Origin of the sequence: uncultured Piscinibacter sp., from assembly GCF_937952055.1 — a bacterium.
Taxonomy (GTDB): domain Bacteria; phylum Pseudomonadota; class Gammaproteobacteria; order Burkholderiales; family Burkholderiaceae_C; genus Piscinibacter.
The window spans coordinates 332,926-350,692 of the sequence record NZ_CALFYO010000021.1; the positions used below are offsets into that span (position 1 = coordinate 332,926).

The 17,767-nt window shown below is 69.6% G+C and carries 15 protein-coding genes; 7 read left to right on the forward strand and 8 right to left on the reverse strand.

Translation table 11 applies throughout. The features are described from left to right. Nucleotides 1-43 precede the first annotated feature (43 nt). Both Q0599_RS15830 and Q0599_RS15835 read left to right on the forward strand, forming a co-directional pair. Nucleotides 44-511 (forward strand): (2Fe-2S)-binding protein, encoded by a 468-nt coding sequence (locus tag Q0599_RS15830; protein ID WP_298831252.1) that lies wholly within the window; start codon nt 44-46, stop codon nt 509-511. A gap of 2 nt (nt 512-513) precedes the next feature. After that, nucleotides 514-2,658: a xanthine dehydrogenase family protein molybdopterin-binding subunit gene (locus tag Q0599_RS15835; RefSeq protein WP_298831255.1), complete on the forward strand. Its 2,145-nt coding sequence runs from the start codon at nt 514-516 to the stop codon at nt 2,656-2,658. Here the strand turns inward: Q0599_RS15835 and cphA (Q0599_RS15840) are convergent. Together cphA (Q0599_RS15840) and cphA (Q0599_RS15845) are read right to left on the reverse strand one after the other, a co-directional pair. Then, entirely contained in the window at nt 2,645-5,230 is a 2,586-nt protein-coding gene (gene cphA, locus Q0599_RS15840; protein ID WP_298831258.1) for a cyanophycin synthetase, read from the reverse strand. The two genes, Q0599_RS15835 and cphA (Q0599_RS15840), sit on opposite strands and share 14 nt — an antisense overlap. A 6-nt stretch (nt 5,231-5,236) precedes the next feature. Continuing rightward, complete coding sequence (gene cphA / locus Q0599_RS15845) at nt 5,237-7,390, reverse strand: cyanophycin synthetase (protein ID WP_298831260.1); 2,154 nt, start codon at nt 7,388-7,390, stop codon at nt 5,237-5,239. Between the two features lie 123 nt (nt 7,391-7,513). Between cphA (Q0599_RS15845) and Q0599_RS15850 the strand changes: the two genes are divergently transcribed. Together Q0599_RS15850 and Q0599_RS15855 are read left to right on the forward strand one after the other, a co-directional pair. Beyond that, the gene (locus Q0599_RS15850) at nt 7,514-9,763 is read left to right on the forward strand and encodes an ABC transporter ATP-binding protein (protein ID WP_298831262.1); all 2,250 of its coding nucleotides are present in this window, start codon (nt 7,514-7,516) and stop codon (nt 9,761-9,763) included. Nucleotides 9,764-9,774: 11 nt separating this feature from the next. Then, complete coding sequence (locus tag Q0599_RS15855; protein ID WP_298831264.1) at nt 9,775-10,248, forward strand: DUF1854 domain-containing protein; 474 nt, start codon at nt 9,775-9,777, stop codon at nt 10,246-10,248. Here the strand turns inward: Q0599_RS15855 and Q0599_RS15860 are convergent, their stop codons facing one another. Genes Q0599_RS15860 through Q0599_RS15880 form a run of 5 tightly spaced genes read right to left on the reverse strand, consistent with a single transcriptional unit; the run spans nt 10,249 to nt 14,749 of the window. Beyond that, the gene (locus Q0599_RS15860; RefSeq protein ID WP_298831266.1) at nt 10,249-11,238 is read right to left on the reverse strand and encodes a D-glycerate dehydrogenase; all 990 of its coding nucleotides are present in this window, start codon (nt 11,236-11,238) and stop codon (nt 10,249-10,251) included. It abuts the gene before it with no gap. A 25-nt stretch (nt 11,239-11,263) separates the two neighbouring features. Beyond that, nucleotides 11,264-12,670: a sodium:proton antiporter gene (locus Q0599_RS15865; protein WP_298831269.1), complete on the reverse strand. Its 1,407-nt coding sequence runs from the start codon at nt 12,668-12,670 to the stop codon at nt 11,264-11,266. Then, nucleotides 12,667-13,365 carry a nitroreductase gene (locus tag Q0599_RS15870; RefSeq protein ID WP_298831273.1) on the reverse strand — a complete coding sequence of 233 codons (699 nt, stop codon included), beginning with the start codon at nt 13,363-13,365 and terminating at the stop codon, nt 12,667-12,669. The genes Q0599_RS15865 and Q0599_RS15870 overlap by 4 nt, the downstream gene beginning before the upstream one ends. Next, nucleotides 13,362-13,805, reverse strand: a complete 444-nt coding sequence (locus tag Q0599_RS15875) for a thioesterase family protein (protein WP_298831276.1) — start codon at nt 13,803-13,805, stop codon at nt 13,362-13,364. The genes Q0599_RS15870 and Q0599_RS15875 overlap by 4 nt, the downstream gene beginning before the upstream one ends. Continuing rightward, nucleotides 13,802-14,749 carry a histone deacetylase gene (locus tag Q0599_RS15880; protein WP_298831282.1) on the reverse strand — a complete coding sequence of 316 codons (948 nt, stop codon included), beginning with the start codon at nt 14,747-14,749 and terminating at the stop codon, nt 13,802-13,804. The genes Q0599_RS15875 and Q0599_RS15880 overlap by 4 nt, the downstream gene beginning before the upstream one ends. Nucleotides 14,750-14,929: 180 nt before the next feature. Here Q0599_RS15880 and Q0599_RS15885 point away from each other — a divergent pair, with 180 nt between their 5' ends. From Q0599_RS15885 to Q0599_RS15895, 3 genes are all read left to right on the forward strand, one after another. Then, a complete protein-coding gene (locus tag Q0599_RS15885) occupies nt 14,930-15,490 on the forward strand; it encodes a phasin family protein (protein ID WP_298831285.1) in 561 nt (186 codons plus the stop codon). 387 nt (nt 15,491-15,877) lie between these two features. Further along, nucleotides 15,878-16,363, forward strand: a complete 486-nt coding sequence (locus Q0599_RS15890; protein WP_298831287.1) for a hypothetical protein — start codon at nt 15,878-15,880, stop codon at nt 16,361-16,363. Between the two features lie 14 nt (nt 16,364-16,377). Continuing rightward, entirely contained in the window at nt 16,378-16,857 is a 480-nt protein-coding gene (locus tag Q0599_RS15895; protein WP_298831289.1) for a hypothetical protein, read from the forward strand. A gap of 107 nt (nt 16,858-16,964) precedes the next feature. Here Q0599_RS15895 and Q0599_RS15900 read toward each other — a convergent pair whose 3' ends face one another. Continuing rightward, nucleotides 16,965-17,744, reverse strand: a complete 780-nt coding sequence (locus tag Q0599_RS15900) for a hypothetical protein (protein WP_298831294.1) — start codon at nt 17,742-17,744, stop codon at nt 16,965-16,967. Nucleotides 17,745-17,767: the final 23 nt, after the last annotated feature.

Below are 17,767 nucleotides of genomic sequence, written 5' to 3' on the forward strand. Positions count from 1 at the left end.
TATCTTGCGCGGCCTTGGCAGACTCATCTCAGAAAGGCACGCCATGGTCACCCTCCACGTGAACGGCAAGTCAAAGACCGTCGACGCTGACGCCGACACCCCGCTGCTGTGGGTGCTGCGCGAGAACCTGCAACTCACCGGCACCAAGTTCGGCTGCGGCATGGCACTGTGCGGTGCCTGCACCGTGCATCTCGACGGCAAGCCCGTGCGCTCCTGCTCGACGCCCGTCTCGGCGGCGGCCGGCAAGAAGATCACCACCATCGAGGGCGTGGGCAGCACGCGCATCGGCAAGGTCGTGCAGGCGGCTTGGGCGAAGGTCGACGTGCCGCAGTGCGGCTACTGCCAGTCCGGACAGATCATGAGCGCCTGCGCGCTGCTCGCCGAGAAGAAGGCACCGAGCGACGCCGACATCGACGGCGCGATGAGCGGCAACATCTGCCGCTGCGGCACCTACAACCAGATCCGCGCCGCCATCAAGGGTGCCTCGGCCACGCTGGTGAAGGGAGCCTGACCATGGACACCACGCTGCAGACTTCACGCCGCGGTTTCCTCAAGGGCAGCGCCGGCGCGGCGCTGACGATCGGTTTCGCGCTGCCGCTGCTCGGTGGCCGCCTCGAGGCGGCCACGACGGCGGTGTTCGCCCCCAATGCCTGGCTGCGCCTGACCCGCGACGGCACGGTCACGGTGATCTGCGGGTCCGCCGAGATGGGCCAGGGCGTGCTGACCGCCATCCCGATGCTGCTCGCCGAGGAGCTCGACGCCGACTGGAAGAAGGTACGCGTCGAGCAGGCACCGGTCGACAAGGCCTACAACAACCCGATGTTCGGCATGCAGGCCACCGGCGGCAGCACGACGGTGCGCGCGCACTGGGAACCCCTGCGCAAGGCCGGCGCTGCGGCGCGTGAAATGCTCGTCGCTGCGGCTGCCACGCAGTGGAAGGTGCCGGCCGGCGAGTGCCGCACCGAGGCGGGCCAGGTGATCCACGCCAGGGGCCGGAGGATCGCCTACGGCGCGCTGGTGCCGGCGGCCAGCAAGCTGCCGGTGCCCGCCGAACCCACGCTGAAGGACCCGAAGGAATTCCGCATCCTCGGCCAGCGCACCAACCGCCTCGACACGCCGGGCAAGGTCAACGGCACGGCGAAGTTCGGCATCGACGCGCACGTGCCGGGCATGCTGGTGGCGGTGATGGCGCGCGCGCCGCAGCCGGGCGCCAAGCCGGCGAGCGTGGATGACCGCCAGGCCAAGGCCGTCAAGGGCGTGCGCCAGGTCATCACCATCCCGCAAGGCGTGGCCGTGCTGGCCGACGGCTACTGGGCGGCAAAGAAGGGCCGCGATGCGCTGGTCATCGACTGGGACCTGGGCGCCGCCAGGGACCTGTCCTCCGCCAAGGTCAGCGCGATGCTCGCCGAGGGCGCAGCGAATGCCGACGCGGTCGCCGTCGACGTCGGCAACGTGAGGGATGCTGCGGCGACGAGCGCGAAGGCGGTGGACGCCACCTACGAAGCGCCCTACCTCGCCCATGCCTGCATGGAGCCGCTGAACTGCACGGCCCGGGTGAAGGGCGATTCGGTGGAGATCTGGGCCGGCACGCAGAGCCAGGGTCCGAACCAGGGCATCCTCAGCCAGGTGGCGTCGGTCGCGCCGGCGAAGGTGAAGGTCAACACGCTGCTGCTCGGTGGCGGCTTCGGCCGGCGCTTCGCGCCCGATTTCACCATCGGCGCGACGCTGCTGTCGAAGATCTCCGGCAAGCCGGTGAAGCTGATCTACACCCGCGAGGACGACATGGCCGCCGGCTTCTACCGCCCGGCAGCGGTGGCGAGGTTCGAGGCCGCGCTGGACGACAAGGGCGCGCCGACGATGCTCAAGTGCGGCGTCGGCTCGCCGTCGATCATGGCCGCGTCGGGCTTCATGAAGATCCCGGACAACGGCGTCGACACCTTCGCCATGGAAGGCATTGCCGACCACCCCTACGACATCGCCAACCAGCGCCTGGCCTACGGGCGACAGGAGCCGGGGCCGCAGGTGTGGTTCTGGCGCTCGGTGGGCCACTCGCAGAACATCTTCTTCATGGAGAGTTTCATCGACGAGCTCGCCGCCGCGGCCAAGGCCGACCCATACGAGTACCGCCGCGCGCTTCTCTCCCGGCAGCCGCGCTACAAGGGCGTGCTCGAACTGGCGGCACAGAAAGCCGGCTGGGGCTCGCCGCTGCCGGCCGGCGTGTTCCGCGGCATCGCGGTGGCGCAGAGCTTCGGCAGCTACGTGGCCGAGGTGGCCGAGGTGTCGGTCGGCGCCGACGGAACGCCCAGGGTGCACCGCGTCGTTGCCGCGGTCGACTGCGGCATGACGGTGAATCCGCAGACCATCGAGCGGCAGATCGAGGGCGGCATCGTCTACGGACTGTCGGCGGCGCTGTACGGGCGCATCACGCTGAAGGACGGCCGCGTCGAGCAGGGCAACTTCCACGACTACCCGGTGCTGCGCCTGACCGAGATGCCCAAGGTCGAGGTGCACATCCTGGCCAGCACCGAGAAGCCCGGCGGCATCGGCGAGCCCGGCACGCCGCCGATCGCGCCGGCGGTGGCCAACGCGATCTTCGCGGCGACGGGCAAGCGGCTGCGCAGCCTGCCCTTCGACGCCGCGCAGCTCAGGAAGGCCTGACGGCGCCTGACTCGGCGACCCGACGCTCCAGGTGGGCGAGCGCCTCGTCCACCTGGTCGACCAGCACCAGGCAGAGGTCGCCGGCCTGCAGATCCGCCAGCGCGCGGTCGATGGCGGCGAACTCGCCGCGAATCTCGTCGACCTCGCGCGTGCGCAACGCGCCGCGCAGGCCCTCGCGCAGCAGCCCGAGCACCTCGCCGTCGCTGCGGCCGCGCTGCGCCGCGTCCTGGTACAGCAGGACGTGGTCGAACGCCGCGCCGAGGATGCGGGTCTGATCGCGGATATCCTCGTCGCGCCGGTCGCCGGCTGCGCTGATCACCACCGAACGCCGGCGCGCCGGCATCGCCTCGACGGCGGCAACCAGGGCGCGCATCGCGTCCGGGTTGTGGCCGTAGTCGGCAATGACGGTCGCACCGCGGTAGTCCATCACGTTGAAGCGGCCCGGCGCGTTGTGCGCGTCGTTGACGAAGCTGGCGAGGCCGCTGCGCACGGCGTCGAACGACAGGCCGCAGCCCCAGGCCGCGGCCACCGCGGCGAGCGTGTTCTCGACCTGGAAGCGGATCGTGCCGCCGCGCGTCAGCGGCACCTCGCGCAGCGGCAGCCGCGCGCGCGCGCTGCCTTCGATGGCGACGATGTCGTCGCCTTCGACGAACACAGAGCGCCGTCCCTGCGCGCGGTGCGCGACCAGCGCGGGCAACTGCCCGTCGACGGCGAAGAGGATCACGTCGCCCGGGCAGTGCGGAGCCATCGCCAGCGTGATCGGGTCGGCGGCGTTGAGCACCGCGAAGCCACCCGGGGCGACGTTGCGCACGATGACGCGCTTGAGCACCGCCAGGTCCTCGACGGTGGTGATGTAGTTCAAACCGAGGTGGTCGCCGGCGCCCACGTTGGTCACCACAGCCACCTGGCAGCGGTCGAAACCCAGCCCCTCGCGCAGCATGCCGCCGCGCGCGGTCTCCAGCACGGCCGCTTCGGTGTCCGGATGGGACAGCACGTTGCGTGCGCTCTTCGGACCGCTGCAGTCGCCGCTGTCGATCTGCTGGCCATCGACCCACACGCCGTCGGTGTTGGTCATGCCCACCTTCAGGCCGGTGGCCGCGAACAGGTGGGCGATCAGCCTGGTCACCGTGGTCTTGCCGTTGGTGCCGGTCACCGCCACCACCGGGATGCGCCCGTCGGCGCCGGCCGGGTACAGGCGTTCGACGATCGCCTCGCCGACCAGGCGCGGCTTGCCGAAGCTCGGCGCCAGGTGCATGCGCAGCCCCGGCGCGGCGTTGACCTCGACCACGCCGCCGCGCTGCTTCTCCAGCGGCACGCCGACGCTCTCGCAGACCAGGTCGACGCCGCAGATCTCCAGGCCCACCATGCGCGCCGCGGCCACCGCGTGTGCGGCCACCTCGGGATGCACGTCGTCGGTCACGTCGGTGGCCGTGCCGCCGGTGCTCAGGTTGGCGTTGTTGCGCAGCACGACACGCTGGCCGTTGGCCGGCACGGCGTCGGCCGACAGGCCCTGCAGCCCCAGCCGCGCGTGGGCGATGTCGTCGAGGCGGATGCGCGTCAGCGCGGTGGCATGGCCGTCGCCGCGGCGGGGGTCGGCGTTCACCGCATCGACCAGCTGGCGCACCGTGTTCACGCCGTCTCCGATCACGAAGGGCGGGTCGCGTCGCGCCGCGGCGACCAGCCGCTCGCCGACGACCAGCAGGCGGAAGTCGTGGCCGGGAAGGAACTGCTCGACCATCACCTCGCCGACCTCCGCGGCGGCGCGGTAGGCCACTTCGAAGTGCTCGCGGCCGACGATGTTGACGGTCACACCCTTGCCCTGGTTGCCGTCGCGCGGTTTGACCACGACGGGCAGCCCGAGTTCCTGCGCGGCCGCCCAGCCGTCCTCGAGATCGGCCACCGGCCGGCCGAGCGGCACCGGCACGCCGGCCGCGGCCAGCAGACGCTTGCTCAGGTCCTTGTCCTGGGCGATCGACTCGGCCACCGCGCCGGTGCTGTCGATCTCCGCCGCCCAGATGCGACGCTGGCGCGCGCCCCAGCCGAACTGCACCAGGCTGCCCTCGGTCAGGCGCCGGTAGGGGATGCCGCGCGCCATCGCGGCCGCGACGATCGAGCCGGTGCTCGGACCCAGCCGCACGTCCTCGTCGATCGCGCGCAGCTCGGCCACCGCCGCCTCGGCATCGAAGGCCTGGTCGGCGGCGGCCGCGGCGAGCATCTGCTGCGCCAGCTCGAGCGCGCGCCGGCCCACCCTCTCCTCGGTGTACTCGACGACGATCTGGTACACGCCCGGCTCCGGCGCCGGCGTCGTGCGCGCGAAGCTGACCGGACAGCCGGCGCGCGCCTGCAGCGCCAGCGTCAACCGCTCGAGCCAGCGTGCCAGCGGCACCGCCTCGGCGTTGCCGACGGTGCGCACCGGCGCCACCTCGGGCAGTCGCTCGCGCAGGCGCAACTCGAGCGGCGAACCAAAGACGATCTCGCATTCATCCGCCGCGCAGCGCGCGACGGCCTCGATCGCCGTGTGCCGGCTCCACAGGTTGGGTCCGCGCAGGATGCGGATGCGGGTGACTTCCATGGTGTCTCAGCGGTTCTCGGCAGGGGTCTGGGCGTCGAAGGTGTCGATGCCGGCGGCAAGCAGCGCCGGCGCGAGCCCGAAGGCCCAGGCGGCGGCCACGGCCGGCAGCAGCACCGCCGGCGTGAGACCGCCCTGTCCACGCAGCGCCAGCAGCGTCTCGGTCGAGCCCTCGCACAGCCGCAGGCCGCGGTCGCTCGCCAGCACGGCGCGTCCGCCCGCCTCGCGGTGCGCGGCGAGTGCGGCCGCATCGGTGGCGTAGAGCAGGACCGAGCCGTCGCAGTACTGCGCCAGGGCGGCGATGCGTTCGTCGTCGGCGTTGAGCACGCCGCAGCCGTCGGCCAGCACGACGTCCATCTGCGTGCGCAGCACGCGCGGCAGGTCCTGCGCATCGCGGATGTCGTGACGTTCCAGGGCTGCCGCACCTTCGAGGTCGGTGACCACGCCGATGCGGCACCGGTCGTAGACCAGGCCCTGGTCCAGGATGGTGCCGGCGCCGTTCTCGAACACCGCGGCATCGATGTTGCGGTTGAGCAGCAGTCGCTCGGACAGCGCGCCGTCGCCCGCGTCGCGCGCCTCGACGCAGCGCCCGCCGAGGAACAGGCCGCCGCGGCACGCGAGACCGACCTGCCGCCCCGACAGCTGCAGCAGCCAGGCCACCAGGCGCGCCACTGCCGTCGTCTGCTCGCCACCGGCGATGCCGACAATCGGGATGCGGCCGTCGTCGCCGGGCGGGAACAGGTGGTCGACGATCGCCTTGCCGACCGGTCGCGGCGAACCGACCGCGGGCTTCAGGTGGGCCAGGAGCCCGGGACCGGCATTGACCTCGACGACCGCCGCCTGTTGGCCGCGCATCGGCCTGGCGATGTCCTGGGCGACCAGGTCGATGCCCGCGATGTCCAGTCCGACCGTGCGCACCGCGAGCGACGCTGCCCGGGCGAAGTCGGGGTGGACCTCGTCGGTGCAGTCGATCGCGACGTTCCCGTTGCGCTGGATCAGCACGCGCCGGCCGGCGGCCGGCACGTCGTCCGGCGCGAGGCCCTGGCGTTCGAGGTCGGCGAGGATGCTGCCGTCGCCGTGCACGTCCAGCCATGCGAGAGGATGGTCCTCGGTCTTGCCGCGCCGCGGATCGCTGTTGAGCTGGGACTCGACCAGCCCGGCCACCGACAGGCGGCCGTCGCCGAGGACCCAGGCCGCCTCCCCCCGCGCCGCCGCGACCAGCTTGCCGTCGACGACGAGCAGCCGGTGCTCGTCGCCCGGGATGTAGCGCTCGACGATCACCTCGCTGCCGTGGAGTGCCGCCCGTTTCCACGCCGCTTCGACCTGCTCGCGGGTCGACAGGTCCAGCGTCACGCCACGGCCGTGGTTGCCGTCGGTCGGCTTCACGGCCACCGGCAGCCCGATGTCCTCGGCGGCCTCCCAGGCCTGCGCCGGGCTTGCCACGATGCGGCCCTCGGGCACGGGCACGCCGACGGCAGCGATCAGCCGCTTGGTCAGGTCCTTGTCGCGCGCGATGCCCTCGGCGATCGCGCTGGTGCGGTCGGTCTCGGCGGTCCAGATGCGGTGCTGGCGCACGCCGTGGCCGAGCTGCACGAGGTTGCCGTCGTTCAGTCGCAGGTGGGGAATGCGCCGCTCCGTCGCGGCCGCCACGATGTGCGCCGTGCTCGGTCCGAGGTAGGTCCTGTCGATCGCGTCACGCACCGCCTGCACCGCCGCCGGCACGTCGACCGGGCGGCCGTTGATGACACCCATCAGCAGGCGATGTCCCTGCTCGAGGGCGCAGCGCGCCACCGCCTCGTCGCGCGCGCGGAACACCATGCGGTACACGCCCGGTCGCGAGGTGCTGCGCGTCTGGCCAAAGCCGGTGGGCATGCCCGACAGGTTGAGCAGTTCGATGACCACGTGCTCGAGCACGTGGCCCATCCAGGTGCCCTCCTGCAGCCGTTGCAGGAAGCCGCCACGCTCGCCGACGCCGCAATGGTGCTCCTGCAGCGCCGGCAAGGCGCCCGTCAGCCGCGCCACGAAGCCGGGCAGCCTGTCGGAGGGGTGGCGCTCCAGCTCGCCGAGGTCCAGCCAGACCTCCAGGGCCGACCGGTAGGTCCACAGGTTGGGGCCGCGCAGGTAGGTCACGCGCAGCAGGCGGATGTCTTCGAAGGTGGTCATGGTGTGGGTGGCGGCCGTGGCCTCAACGACGGACATCGGACGCGGACGAGTTGCGCCGCGCGGTCGGCGGGTCGCCTGGCCGGCGCGTTACGCGACAATCGCGCGCTCCTGCCGCTCCGACCCATGCCTCCATCCGATCCGTCTCCTGTTCTCGCCGCGGCACTGGCCGCGCCGCTCGAGCCAGGGGAGAACGCACTGACCGCCCTGGACGTTGACCTCGACGTCGACGATCGTTTCGCGGCCGGCCGGCTGGTGCTGACCGACCGCCGGCTGCTCGCCCGGGACCCGGGTGCCGACGGATGGCGCGCGTGGCCGCTGGGCCCCGGGCTGTCGCTGCAGCATGCCGACCACGGTGGCGTCGGCCAGTTGTCGCTGCACGACACGCGGGCGCGCCTGGCCGTCTGGCGCTACACGCTGGGCGCCGACCCGGCGGCCCTGCGCCTGCTCGGCCTGTTCGACCGCCAGCGCGAGCGCCTCGCCCACGGCGCGACCGAGCCCGACGAGGCCGCGGAGGCGGAGGAAACCGACTTCGCCGCCGAGTCCCCTGCGGTGCCGTCGACCTGGGTGCTGCTGCGGCTGGGGCGCTTCGCGCGACCCTACCGTTGGCAACTGCTGCTCGGCTTCGTGCTGACGCTGGCCTCCACCGCCGCTTCGCTCGTGCCGCCCTACCTGACGATCCCGCTGATGGACGAGGTGCTGATCCCGTACCAGTCCGGGAAACAGATCGACACCACGCTCGTCTGGCTGCTGTTGTCCGGCCTGCTCGGGGCCGCCCTGGCGGCCTGGGCGCTGGGCTGGTGGCGCACCTGGCTGCTGGCGATCGTCAGCGAACGCATCGGCGCCGACCTGCGCACGGCCACCTTCGAGCACCTGCTGCAGCTGAGCCTGGACTACTTCGGCAGCAAGCGCACCGGCGACCTGATGTCGCGCATCGGCAGCGAGTCGGATCGCATCTGCGTCTTCCTCTCGCTGCACGCCCTGGACTTCGCCACCGACGTGCTGATGATCGCGATGACGGCGATCGTCCTCTTCAGCGTCAACCCGGCGCTGGCCCTGGTCACGCTGCTGCCGCTGCCCTTCATCGCCTGGATGATCCACCTGGTGCGCGACCGGCTGCGCACCGGCTTCGAGAAGATCGACCGCGTCTGGGGCGAGGTCACCAGCGTGCTGGCCGACACCATCCCCGGCATCCGCGTGGTCAAGGCCTTCGCCCAGGAGAAGCGCGAGGCCGAGCGCTTCCGCCGCGCCAACCGCCACAACCTCGAGGTCAACGACCGGCTGAACAAGACCTGGAGCCTGTTCTCGCCGACGGTGTCGCTGCTGACCGAGATCGGCCTGCTGGTGGTGTGGGCCTTCGGCATCTGGCTGGTCAGCCGCAACAGCATCACGGTCGGGGTGCTGACCGCCTTCATCGCCTACATCGGACGCTTCTACGGCCGGCTCGACTCGATGAGCCGCATCGTCTCGGTGACGCAGAAGGCGGCCGCGGGGGCCAAGCGCATCTTCGACATCCTCGACCACGTCAGCAACGTGCCCGAACCCGCTCAGGCCGTGCCGATCGATCGCGTCGAGGGCCGCCTGTCGCTGCAGGGCGTGGGATTCCGCTACGGCAGCCGCGCGGTGATCCGCGACCTCGACCTGGAGATTCGACCGGGCGAGATGATCGGCCTGGTCGGCCACAGCGGCTCCGGCAAGAGCACGCTGGTCAACCTGATCTGCCGCTTCTACGACGTGACCGACGGCGCGATCAAGGTCGACGGCGTCGACCTGCGCCGATTCGGCGTGGCCGACTACCGGCGCCACATCGGTCTGGTGCTGCAGGAGCCGTTCCTCTTCTTCGGCACCGTCGCCGAGAACATCGCCTACGGCAAGCCCGGCGCGACGCGCGAGGAGATCGTCGCCGCCGCGCGCGCAGCCCACGCGCACGAGTTCATCCTGCGCCTGCCGCATGGCTACGACTCGATGGTCGGCGAGCGTGGCCAGGGCCTGTCCGGCGGCGAGCGCCAGCGCATCTCGATCGCGCGCGCGCTGCTGATCGACCCGCGCATCCTGATCCTCGACGAAGCGACCTCGTCGGTCGACACCGAGACGGAGAAGGAGATCCAGAACGCCCTCGACAACCTGGTGCAGGGCCGCACGACGATCGCCATCGCGCACCGCCTGTCGACACTGCGGCGCGCCGACCGGCTGGTGGTGATGGACCGCGGGCGTGTCGTCGAGGTCGGCACGCACGACGAACTTCTGGCCCGGCAGGACGCCTACTGGCGACTCTACGAAGCGCAGGCGCGCCAGGTCGACGAGGAAGACGACGAGCGCGTGGCGCGTGTCGCGCCGCCTGCCGCGCCGGCGGCGCATCCGGCCGGGGCCGCCTGAGGAGGGCATCGATGAACGAATCCTTGCCCTTCACCCTGACGCGCGACGCCCATGGCCGCCTCGTGTTGCATGGCGCCGACGGCAGCGAACACGTGGGCGTGCTGCCGGTGCGGGCCTTTCCGCTGTCCGCCCCGGACGCCGCGCTGTCGCTGGTCGGTGCCGACGGACGGGAGCGGGTCTGGGTCGAACGGCCCGCTGCGCTGCCCGCGGGGACACGCGCGCTGCTCGCCGAGGAACTGGCGCGGCGCGAGTTCGCGCCGGTGATCGAGCGCCTGCTCGACGTCTCGACCTTCTCGACGCCCAGCACCTGGAGCGTGCGCACCGACCGCGGCGACACGCAGTTCGTGCTCAAGGGCGAGGAAGACATCCGGCGCCTGGGCGGCGACGCGTTGCTGGTCACCGACAGCCACGGCATCGGCTACCGCATCCCCGACGCCCGCGCCCTCGACCGGCGCTCGCGCCGGCTGCTCGAACGCTTCCTCTGATCAGCCGCGCCGCACCAGCACCTGCGGGTTGACGGGCGTCGGCGGCACGCCACCGGTCAGCGCCGCGATCAGGTTGTCGACCGCCAGGCCGGCCATCGCGCGGCGCGTCGCCACGCTGGCGCTGGCGATGTGCGGCGTGAGCACGACGTTGGGCACGGTCAGCAGGTCGGGGTGCACTTTCGGCTCGCCCTCGAACACGTCGAGTCCGGCGGCGGCGATGCGCTTCTCGCGCAGCGCGACCGCCAGCGCCGCATCGTCGACCACGCCGCCGCGCGCGATGTTGGTCAGCGTCGCGGTGGGCTTCATCTGCGCCAGTTCGGCGGCGCCGATGGCGTGGTGGCTGGCTGCCGAGTACGGCACCACGAGCACCAGGTGGTCGGCCTCACGCAGCAGTTCCTCCTTCGACACGTAGCGTGCCGACAGCGGCGCCTCCTGCTCGGGCACGAGGCGGCTGCGGTTGTGGTAGATCACCTTCATGCCGAAGCCGAGCGCGCCGCGCCTGGCGATCGCCTGGCCGATGCGCCCCATGCCGAGGATGCCCAGCGTGGCGCCATGCACGTCGCTGCCGGCGAACATGTCGTAGGCCCACTTGGTCCACTCGCCACGGCGCAGGTAATGCTCGCTCTCCGCGATGCGCCGCGCCGTCGCCATCATCAGCGCGAAGCCGAAGTCGGCCGTGGTCTCGGTGAGCACGTCTGGCGTGTTGGTCGCCACCACGCCGCGCGCGGTGCAGGCATCGACGTCGATGTTGTTGTAGCCCACCGCCATGTTGCACACCGCGCGCAGCTGCGGGTTGGCGTCGAGCACCTCGGCGTCGATGCGCTCGCTGCCGGTGATGAAGGCACCGGTCTTGCCCCGGAGCTTCTCGGTCAGCTCGGACTTGGTGTAGATGCGGTCGGCGGGGTTGTCCTCGACATCGAAGTGCACGCGCAGGCGGTCGACGATGTCGGGAAAGGCGGCACGGGCCACCAGCACGGAAGGTCGGTTCATATCGGGGCTCTCTTCCTTCTCACTCTCAGCGGAACCAGATGAAGGTCATCACGACGAACAGCGGCAGCAGGATCCCGCAGGACCATGCCATGTAGCCGAAGAAGCTCGGCATGCGGATGCCGCGGTCCTCGGCGATCGCCTTGACCATGAAGTTGGGCGCGTTGCCGATGTAGGTGTTGGCGCCCATGAACACCGAGCCGGCGGACACCGCGGCCAGGGTCGAGGCGAGCGTCGTCATCAGCACCTGCGGGTCGCCGCCGGCCAGGTTGAAGAACACCAGGTAGGTCGGCGCGTTGTCGAGGAAGGAACTGAGCACGCCGCTGAACCAGAAGTAGGCCCAGGGCAGCGGCTGTCCGTCGGCACCGGTGACGGCACGCGTGACCGCCGCGAACGCGCCGGCCTCGCCGGCCTTGAGCATCGCCAGCACCGGGATCATGGTCAGGAAGATGCCGATGAACAGCTTGGCCACTTCCTGCATCGGCGCCCACGAGAACTGGTTGGCGTCGCGCACCCCCTTGGGTGTGATCGCCAGCGAGACGAAGGTGACCACGATCAGGCCGGCGTCGCGCACCAGCTGCTGCAACTCCACCGGCGTGCCGAACACGTCGAAGGAGACGCCTGGCTTCCAGGTGCCGCTCATCAGCACCAGCGCCACCACCGCCAGCAGCGGCAGGAAGTTGATCGCGCCGTCCAGGCCGATGCGCGGCGTGTCCGGCGTCGGGTCCTTGGGCAGCACGCCTTCCTTGCGGTACCAGTGGCGGTCGATGAAAAAGAACAGCGTGAGCAGCGTGCCGACGAGGAACAGCGTCTCGGGGAAGATGTGCTGCATCGTCCAGAAGAAGTCCACGCCCTTGAGGAAGCCAAGGAACAGCGGCGGGTCGCCCAGCGGCGTGAGCGAGCCGCCTGCATTGCTGACGATGAAGATGAAGAACACGATCACGTGCACGACATGCTTGCGGTTGTCGTTGGCGCGGATCAGCGGGCGAATCAGCAGCATCGAGGCGCCGGTCGTGCCCATCAGGCTGGCGAACACGGCGCCGATCGCCATCAGGCCGGTGTTCAGCGCCGGACTGCCGTGCAGATTGCCGCGGATGTAGATGCCGCCGGCGGCGGTGAATAGCGCGGTGAGCAGGATGATGAAGGGGATGTACTCCGCCAGCAGCGCGTGCGCCAGCGCGCCACCGGCCGCTCCCGCACCGAAGAACAGCGCATAGGGCAGCATGAATGCAAGCGCCCAGCCGCCGGCGATCTTGCCGAAGTGGTGATGCCAGACTCGCGGTGCGGCCAGCGGCATGACGGCGATCGACAGCAGCATGCCCGCGAAGGGGATCCCCCACCAGGCGGCGAGCGCGGCACCGTCGACCTCGGCGGCGGCTGCGCTGCCGCTGGCGAGCAGCAGCGCCGCGAGCGCGACCAGACGGTGCGCGCTCATGCGTGGAACCTCGTGAAGGCTTCCATCGGTTCGCGCTCGGTGACGAGGCGGTTCTCCACCTTGTCGGGATCGGCGAATCCGAGCGACATGCCGCACACCACCATCTCGTCCGGCGCGAGGCCCAGCTGCGCCTCGATGATGCGGTGGAACTGCGTGAACGCCGCCTGCGGACAGGTGTCCAGGCCGCGCGCGCGCGCCGCGACCATGATGTTCTGAAGGAACATGCCGTAGTCCAGCCAGCTGCCCTGCTGCATGACGCGGTCGATGGTGAAGATCAGCCCGACCGGCGCGTCGAAGAAGCGGTAGTTGCGACCATGCTGATCGTGCATGCGCGCCTTGTCGGTCTTGCCGATGCCGAGCAGCCCGTACAGGTCCCAGCCGACCTTGCGGCGGCGGTCGATGTAGGGCGGGCGCCACTCGGTCGGGTAGTAGGCGTACTGCTCGACGTGCTGCGCGCGCTCGGCGGGATCGTCGTAGGCGGCCTTGATCGCCGCGCTGAGACGCTCCTTCGCCGCGCCGGTGAGCACGTGCACCTTCCATGGCTGCGTGTTCGTTCCCGAGGGCGCGCGCGAGGCGACGCGCAGGATGTCCTCGATCGTTCCCCGCGGCACCGGCGTGGGCAGGAAGGCGCGGATCGCACGGCGCGAGGTGATGGCGTCGTCGACGGCGCGGATGGCGGAGGCGGTGTCGGTCATGCGGTGGCGATCAGGGGTTGCAGGGCGGCGCGCAAGGCGTCGGGGAGTTCGACCGGGCGCCTAGTCGCCCGGTCGACGTAGACGTGGATGAAGTGGCCGGCGGCGGCCGTCTCAGGCGCGCCTTGCGCGAACAGGCCGACCTCGTAGCGCACCGAGCTGCGCCCCAGGTGGGCGACGCGCAAGCCGGCTTCGACCTTCTGTGGGAAGGCCAGAGAGGCGAAGTAGTTGCAGCGCGTCTCGATCACCAGTCCGATCACCGTACCGGCATGGATGTCGAGCGCTCCGGCCTCGATCAGGTAGCCGTTCACGGCAGTGTCGAACCAACCGTAGTAGACGACGTTGTTGACGTGGCCGTAGGTGTCGTTGTCGGCCCAGCGTGTCTGGATCGGCATGAAGTGGCGGTAGGCGCCGCGCGGCTCGGGGTGCGGTCGGTGGCTCATGGACACGCATTGTTCCATTGCCGCCAGCTGGCCAGCGCCTCCTGCAGCGTGCGCTGCTGGATGGCCACCGTGACACCGATGTCGTGGCCATAGCCACCGGCCATGCTCAGTGCCACCGGGATGCGCCGCGCGCGGCAGGCGGCGAGGACCCGCCGGTCGCGCTCGGCCAAGCCGGCGGCGCTGAGCTTGAGGCGGCCGAGGCGGTCGCCTTCGTGCGGGTCGGCGCCGGCCAGGTAGAAGACCAGGCCCGGCAGGACGGCGCGATGGCGCGCCCACAATTCCTCCAGGGCGGCGTCCAGCGCCGCTAGGTAGGGCCCGTCGGTGCAGCCGTCGGGCAGTTCGACGTCGAGGTCGCTCGCCTCCTTGCGGAACGGGAAGTTCTTCGCGCCGTGCAGCGACAGCGTGAACACCGTCGGGTCGTCGCGGAAGATCGACGCGGTGCCGTTGCCCTGGTGCACGTCGAGGTCGATGACGGCGATACGCAGTCCGCCCGCGCCACTCGAACGCCGCGAGCGGTGCCACTCGGCCTGCATCAGACGGGCGGCCACGGCGGCGTCGTTGAAGACGCAGAAGCCGCCGCCCTTGTCGGCACTGGCGTGGTGGGTGCCGCCGGCGAGGTTGGCGGCCACACCTTCGGCCAGCGCGGCACGCGCCGCGGCAATGGTCGCCCCCACCGAGCGGCGGGAGCGCTCGACCATGCGTTCGCTCCACGGAAAGCCGATCTCGCGCTGCATCGCCGCCGGCAGCGTGCCCTCGAACACCGCATTGATGTATGACGGGTCGTGGGCGAGCGCGAGTTCGCCTTCGCTGGCAGGCTCCGCCGGGCGCATCCGGATGCCGGGCTCGCCCTCGAGGCATTCGCGCAACAGACGGTACTTCGGCATCGGGAAGCGATGCCCCGGCGGCAGCGGCAGCACGAAATGGTCGGAGTGGAAGGCTTGCATGGGGCCGGGCGATTCTGCCGTGGGGCGCCGGCATGCGCTTGCCCTAGAGAAACCCCACTAAGTTTGATGCAGTGCAGCAAAACCACTTGCAGTCTGGCCGGTCAGGCATATACTTCCGACCATGCTGCAGCGCAACAATTCTGCAGCAAACCCTAGATTCACCCCTCAACGGAGACCTCCATGTCGTTCCTGACCGCTGAACAAATGATTGCCGCCAACAAGGCCAACGTCGAGACCCTCTTCGGCCTGACCAACAAGGCTTTCGAAGGTGTCGAGAAGCTCGTCGAGCTGAACATGCAGGTCGCCAAGGCCGCGCTGAGCGAAGCCGCCGACACCACCAAGGCCGCCCTGTCGGTGAAGGACGCCCAGGAGCTGTTCGCCCTGCAGGCCGGCCTGCTGCAACCGGCCGCCGAGAAGGCCGCTGCCTACAGCCGTCATCTGTACGACATCGCCGCGTCGACCAACGCCGAAGTGAGCAAGGTCGCCGAGGAAACGGCCGTCGATGCGCAGAAGAAGTTCATGTCCGTGGTCGATACCGCGGTGAAGAATGCCCCGGCCGGCACCGAAAATGCCGTCGCACTGGTGAAGTCGGCCGTCGCCGCCGCCAACAACGCCTACGAGAGCGTGCACAAGGCTGCCAAGCAGGCCGCCGAGGTCGCCGAAGCCAACTTCCAGGCGGTGACCTCCACCGCCGTCAAGGCCACCCAAGCCGCCACGCCGAAGGGCAAGCGCGCGGCCTGAAGGTAGCCCCCGCGGGGGATCGGGCCGGTCTGCAAAGTTTTGTGGCCGGCTTGAACTAACCGGGGAGGGCTCGATCTAGCGAGAACCGCAAGCTTGGCTTGCGGTCTCCCTGAAAGGTTGTCTCCTCGGTACCTCCAGGTACCTTCCAAGGCCCGGCTCTGCCGGGCCTCTTCTTTGGCGAGGGGGTGATACGCCGAGCTTGAACCAGATTTGTAACGGAGCCGAGTTGGGGCGGTTCGGCGGATAAAAAGTGGCTGGTTGGGGTTGCTGTACCGGGCTATGGTCGCCCCCAACCTCAACTACCAAGTCCGCCGCACACCGTCCCTTCTAGCCGGCCTCGTCGACAGGCGAGCCCGTGCTGACGGTCAGGTCCAGCGCCTCACCGCCATGCTGACAGACATCCGATTGGAGCTCGCCAAGGCGCTGGAGCACCGTGATGCCTGTGACGCCCTCATCAAGAGCTACTACGCCGGCGTAGAAGCCTCGGAGGTGCCTCCCATCAATGGCTGGATGGGTCGGTACGGCAAGCGCGGGGCGGTCGTGGCGGCCATCCGCGAGCTTCTGGCAGAGGCCGGCCCGACCGGTGTCACCACCAGCGAGGTCGGGGCGCACCTGGCCGGTCTTTTCGCCCTCGAATTCCCTACGCCCAAGGACCGCAAGAAGTGGATGCAGAACTCTGTGGCCACGCGGCTGCGCGAACTGAAGGCTCAGGGAGAGGCTGAGCCGTTGCATGACGCTGGGGCCGAGCTGGGAAAGGTCGGCCGGTGGCGCTTGAAGCAGGCCACGCCACAGACCGGCGCTTCGCTTCTGGCATTGGCGGAGGCGCGAGGCGTTCAAGTGGCGTTCACCGACGACGAGGGCACCTCGCCGTGAGGACGCCCGCGACGATGGTCAAAGTCCCGAGCTACCTCAAGGGGCTCGTCGAGACCCGTGCTCGCGCGGACGCCTACGTCCAACGCCTGGAGGCCGTCATCCGGGAGGCTGAGGAGCGTTTGGCCAAAGCCAAGGCAGAGCGGGAGGCGTGCGACACGCTCATCAGCGCCTACAACCCCAATCTGAGCCCCAACAGCATCGAGCCTATCCGTGCTTGGCGAGGTAAGTACGGTGGTCGTGGAGAGAAGGCACAGGCCATCCGCGAGTTCGTTCGGGCGGCGTACCCGGCCCCGGTGTCCACAGCCGAAGTGGCCTGGCACCTCACGCTGAAGTTCGAGATTGACTTTGTATCGCCTGAAGCACGTGAGGCGTGGAAGAAGACCTCGGTGCGCAACCCGCTGCGGCTCATGGCGCGACGTGGCGAGGTGGAGCGGCTTGAGCTTGAGGGCCTCGATGGGCTAGAGAAGTCAAGCTGGCGCTGGCTGCCAAAATAGCCTGCGCTTTGGTCGCCGCGCGGAAGTGGCGCGGAGCGCCTTGGTCAGCGACCCATTCGACGCAAGAAGAAGAAGGACGGCATCTCTGCCGTCCTTCGTGAAGGTCATCAGCCACGCCCGCCCATGCCGGACCGGGGCCTCGGCTGCGGGGGTGTCGGCACCGCCTGCTGGTCAAGCTGCTGCTCGAGTTGCCTGGCGCGCTCGATAATTTTTTGCACCTGCCTTTCATCCAAGAGGTACTGCTTGTACTCGTTAACTGCATAGACGAAGAGCACACTTCCAGTTGCGGCGCGAGTGCCTTGTCCTGCGTTCTTGTTCAACATCCTCAGGTAGGCGTCAAGCTCCTCAAGCGTGAAGCCAGTACCCGGAACTTTGCCGTCCACAATGTTGAGGAGCAGGCTCACCAATGGCTTCTTCTTGGTTTCTCGCTCAAGAACCGCGTCCCAGTATGAAGCCACACCGAGCATCTTCAGGGGATGTGAAGTGCTGAAGGAGGTGATGGCACCGTAGAGGTGGGCAGTGCTTGCCTTTTCTATCCCAGACAGCATGAGTGCTCGGTCGCGGTCGAAAGGGGGAACCTCGCCGCCGACGGGCGCTGACTTCTTCTGGAACTTGGACTGCTCTTGCGCCACTCCTTCGAGCCAGTCCACCTTGAGTTCAAAGATGAAGTACTCCTTCGGAAATAGCTTCGTGTCTTCGAGTTGAAGAAGCAGGTCGCCCACAGCGGGGTCGAACGGGTTGTGGCTCAGGTTGAGCGCTTCCATGTACCGCTTGTGCGAGTCTTTCTCTTCGCTGCGGGAGGTGGCGCAGGCGACCCAGCCAACGGCTTGGCAGAAGTAGCCGACGATTACGCTCTCATGCAGCTTCGCCCAGGTTTGCTCTTTCATTTGGTTGATTTTGAAGTGTGACC

Bases quoted from the DNA above. Each gene is read 5' to 3' on its own strand.
- Q0599_RS15855 (WP_298831264.1), top strand. From the start codon at position 9,775: ATGAACGAATCCTTGCCCTTCACCCTGACGCGCGACGCCCATGGCCGC.
- Q0599_RS15895 (WP_298831289.1), top strand. From the start codon at position 16,378: ATGGTCAAAGTCCCGAGCTACCTCAAGGGGCTCGTCGAGACCCGTGCT.
- Q0599_RS15875 (WP_298831276.1), bottom strand. From the start codon at position 13,805: ATGAGCCACCGACCGCACCCCGAGCCGCGCGGCGCCTACCGCCACTTC.
- Q0599_RS15860 (WP_298831266.1), bottom strand. From the start codon at position 11,238: ATGAACCGACCTTCCGTGCTGGTGGCCCGTGCCGCCTTTCCCGACATC.
- Q0599_RS15890 (WP_298831287.1), top strand. From the start codon at position 15,878: ATGCTGACAGACATCCGATTGGAGCTCGCCAAGGCGCTGGAGCACCGT.
- Q0599_RS15830 (WP_298831252.1), top strand. From the start codon at position 44: ATGGTCACCCTCCACGTGAACGGCAAGTCAAAGACCGTCGACGCTGAC.
- cphA (WP_298831260.1), bottom strand. From the start codon at position 7,390: ATGACCACCTTCGAAGACATCCGCCTGCTGCGCGTGACCTACCTGCGC.
- Q0599_RS15885 (WP_298831285.1), top strand. From the start codon at position 14,930: ATGTCGTTCCTGACCGCTGAACAAATGATTGCCGCCAACAAGGCCAAC.
- Q0599_RS15850 (WP_298831262.1), top strand. From the start codon at position 7,514: ATGCCTCCATCCGATCCGTCTCCTGTTCTCGCCGCGGCACTGGCCGCG.
- Q0599_RS15880 (WP_298831282.1), bottom strand. From the start codon at position 14,749: ATGCAAGCCTTCCACTCCGACCATTTCGTGCTGCCGCTGCCGCCGGGG.
- Q0599_RS15870 (WP_298831273.1), bottom strand. From the start codon at position 13,365: ATGACCGACACCGCCTCCGCCATCCGCGCCGTCGACGACGCCATCACC.
- Q0599_RS15835 (WP_298831255.1), top strand. From the start codon at position 514: ATGGACACCACGCTGCAGACTTCACGCCGCGGTTTCCTCAAGGGCAGC.
- Q0599_RS15865 (WP_298831269.1), bottom strand. From the start codon at position 12,670: ATGAGCGCGCACCGTCTGGTCGCGCTCGCGGCGCTGCTGCTCGCCAGC.
- cphA (WP_298831258.1), bottom strand. From the start codon at position 5,230: ATGGAAGTCACCCGCATCCGCATCCTGCGCGGACCCAACCTGTGGAGC.
- Q0599_RS15900 (WP_298831294.1), bottom strand. From the start codon at position 17,744: ATGAAAGAGCAAACCTGGGCGAAGCTGCATGAGAGCGTAATCGTCGGC.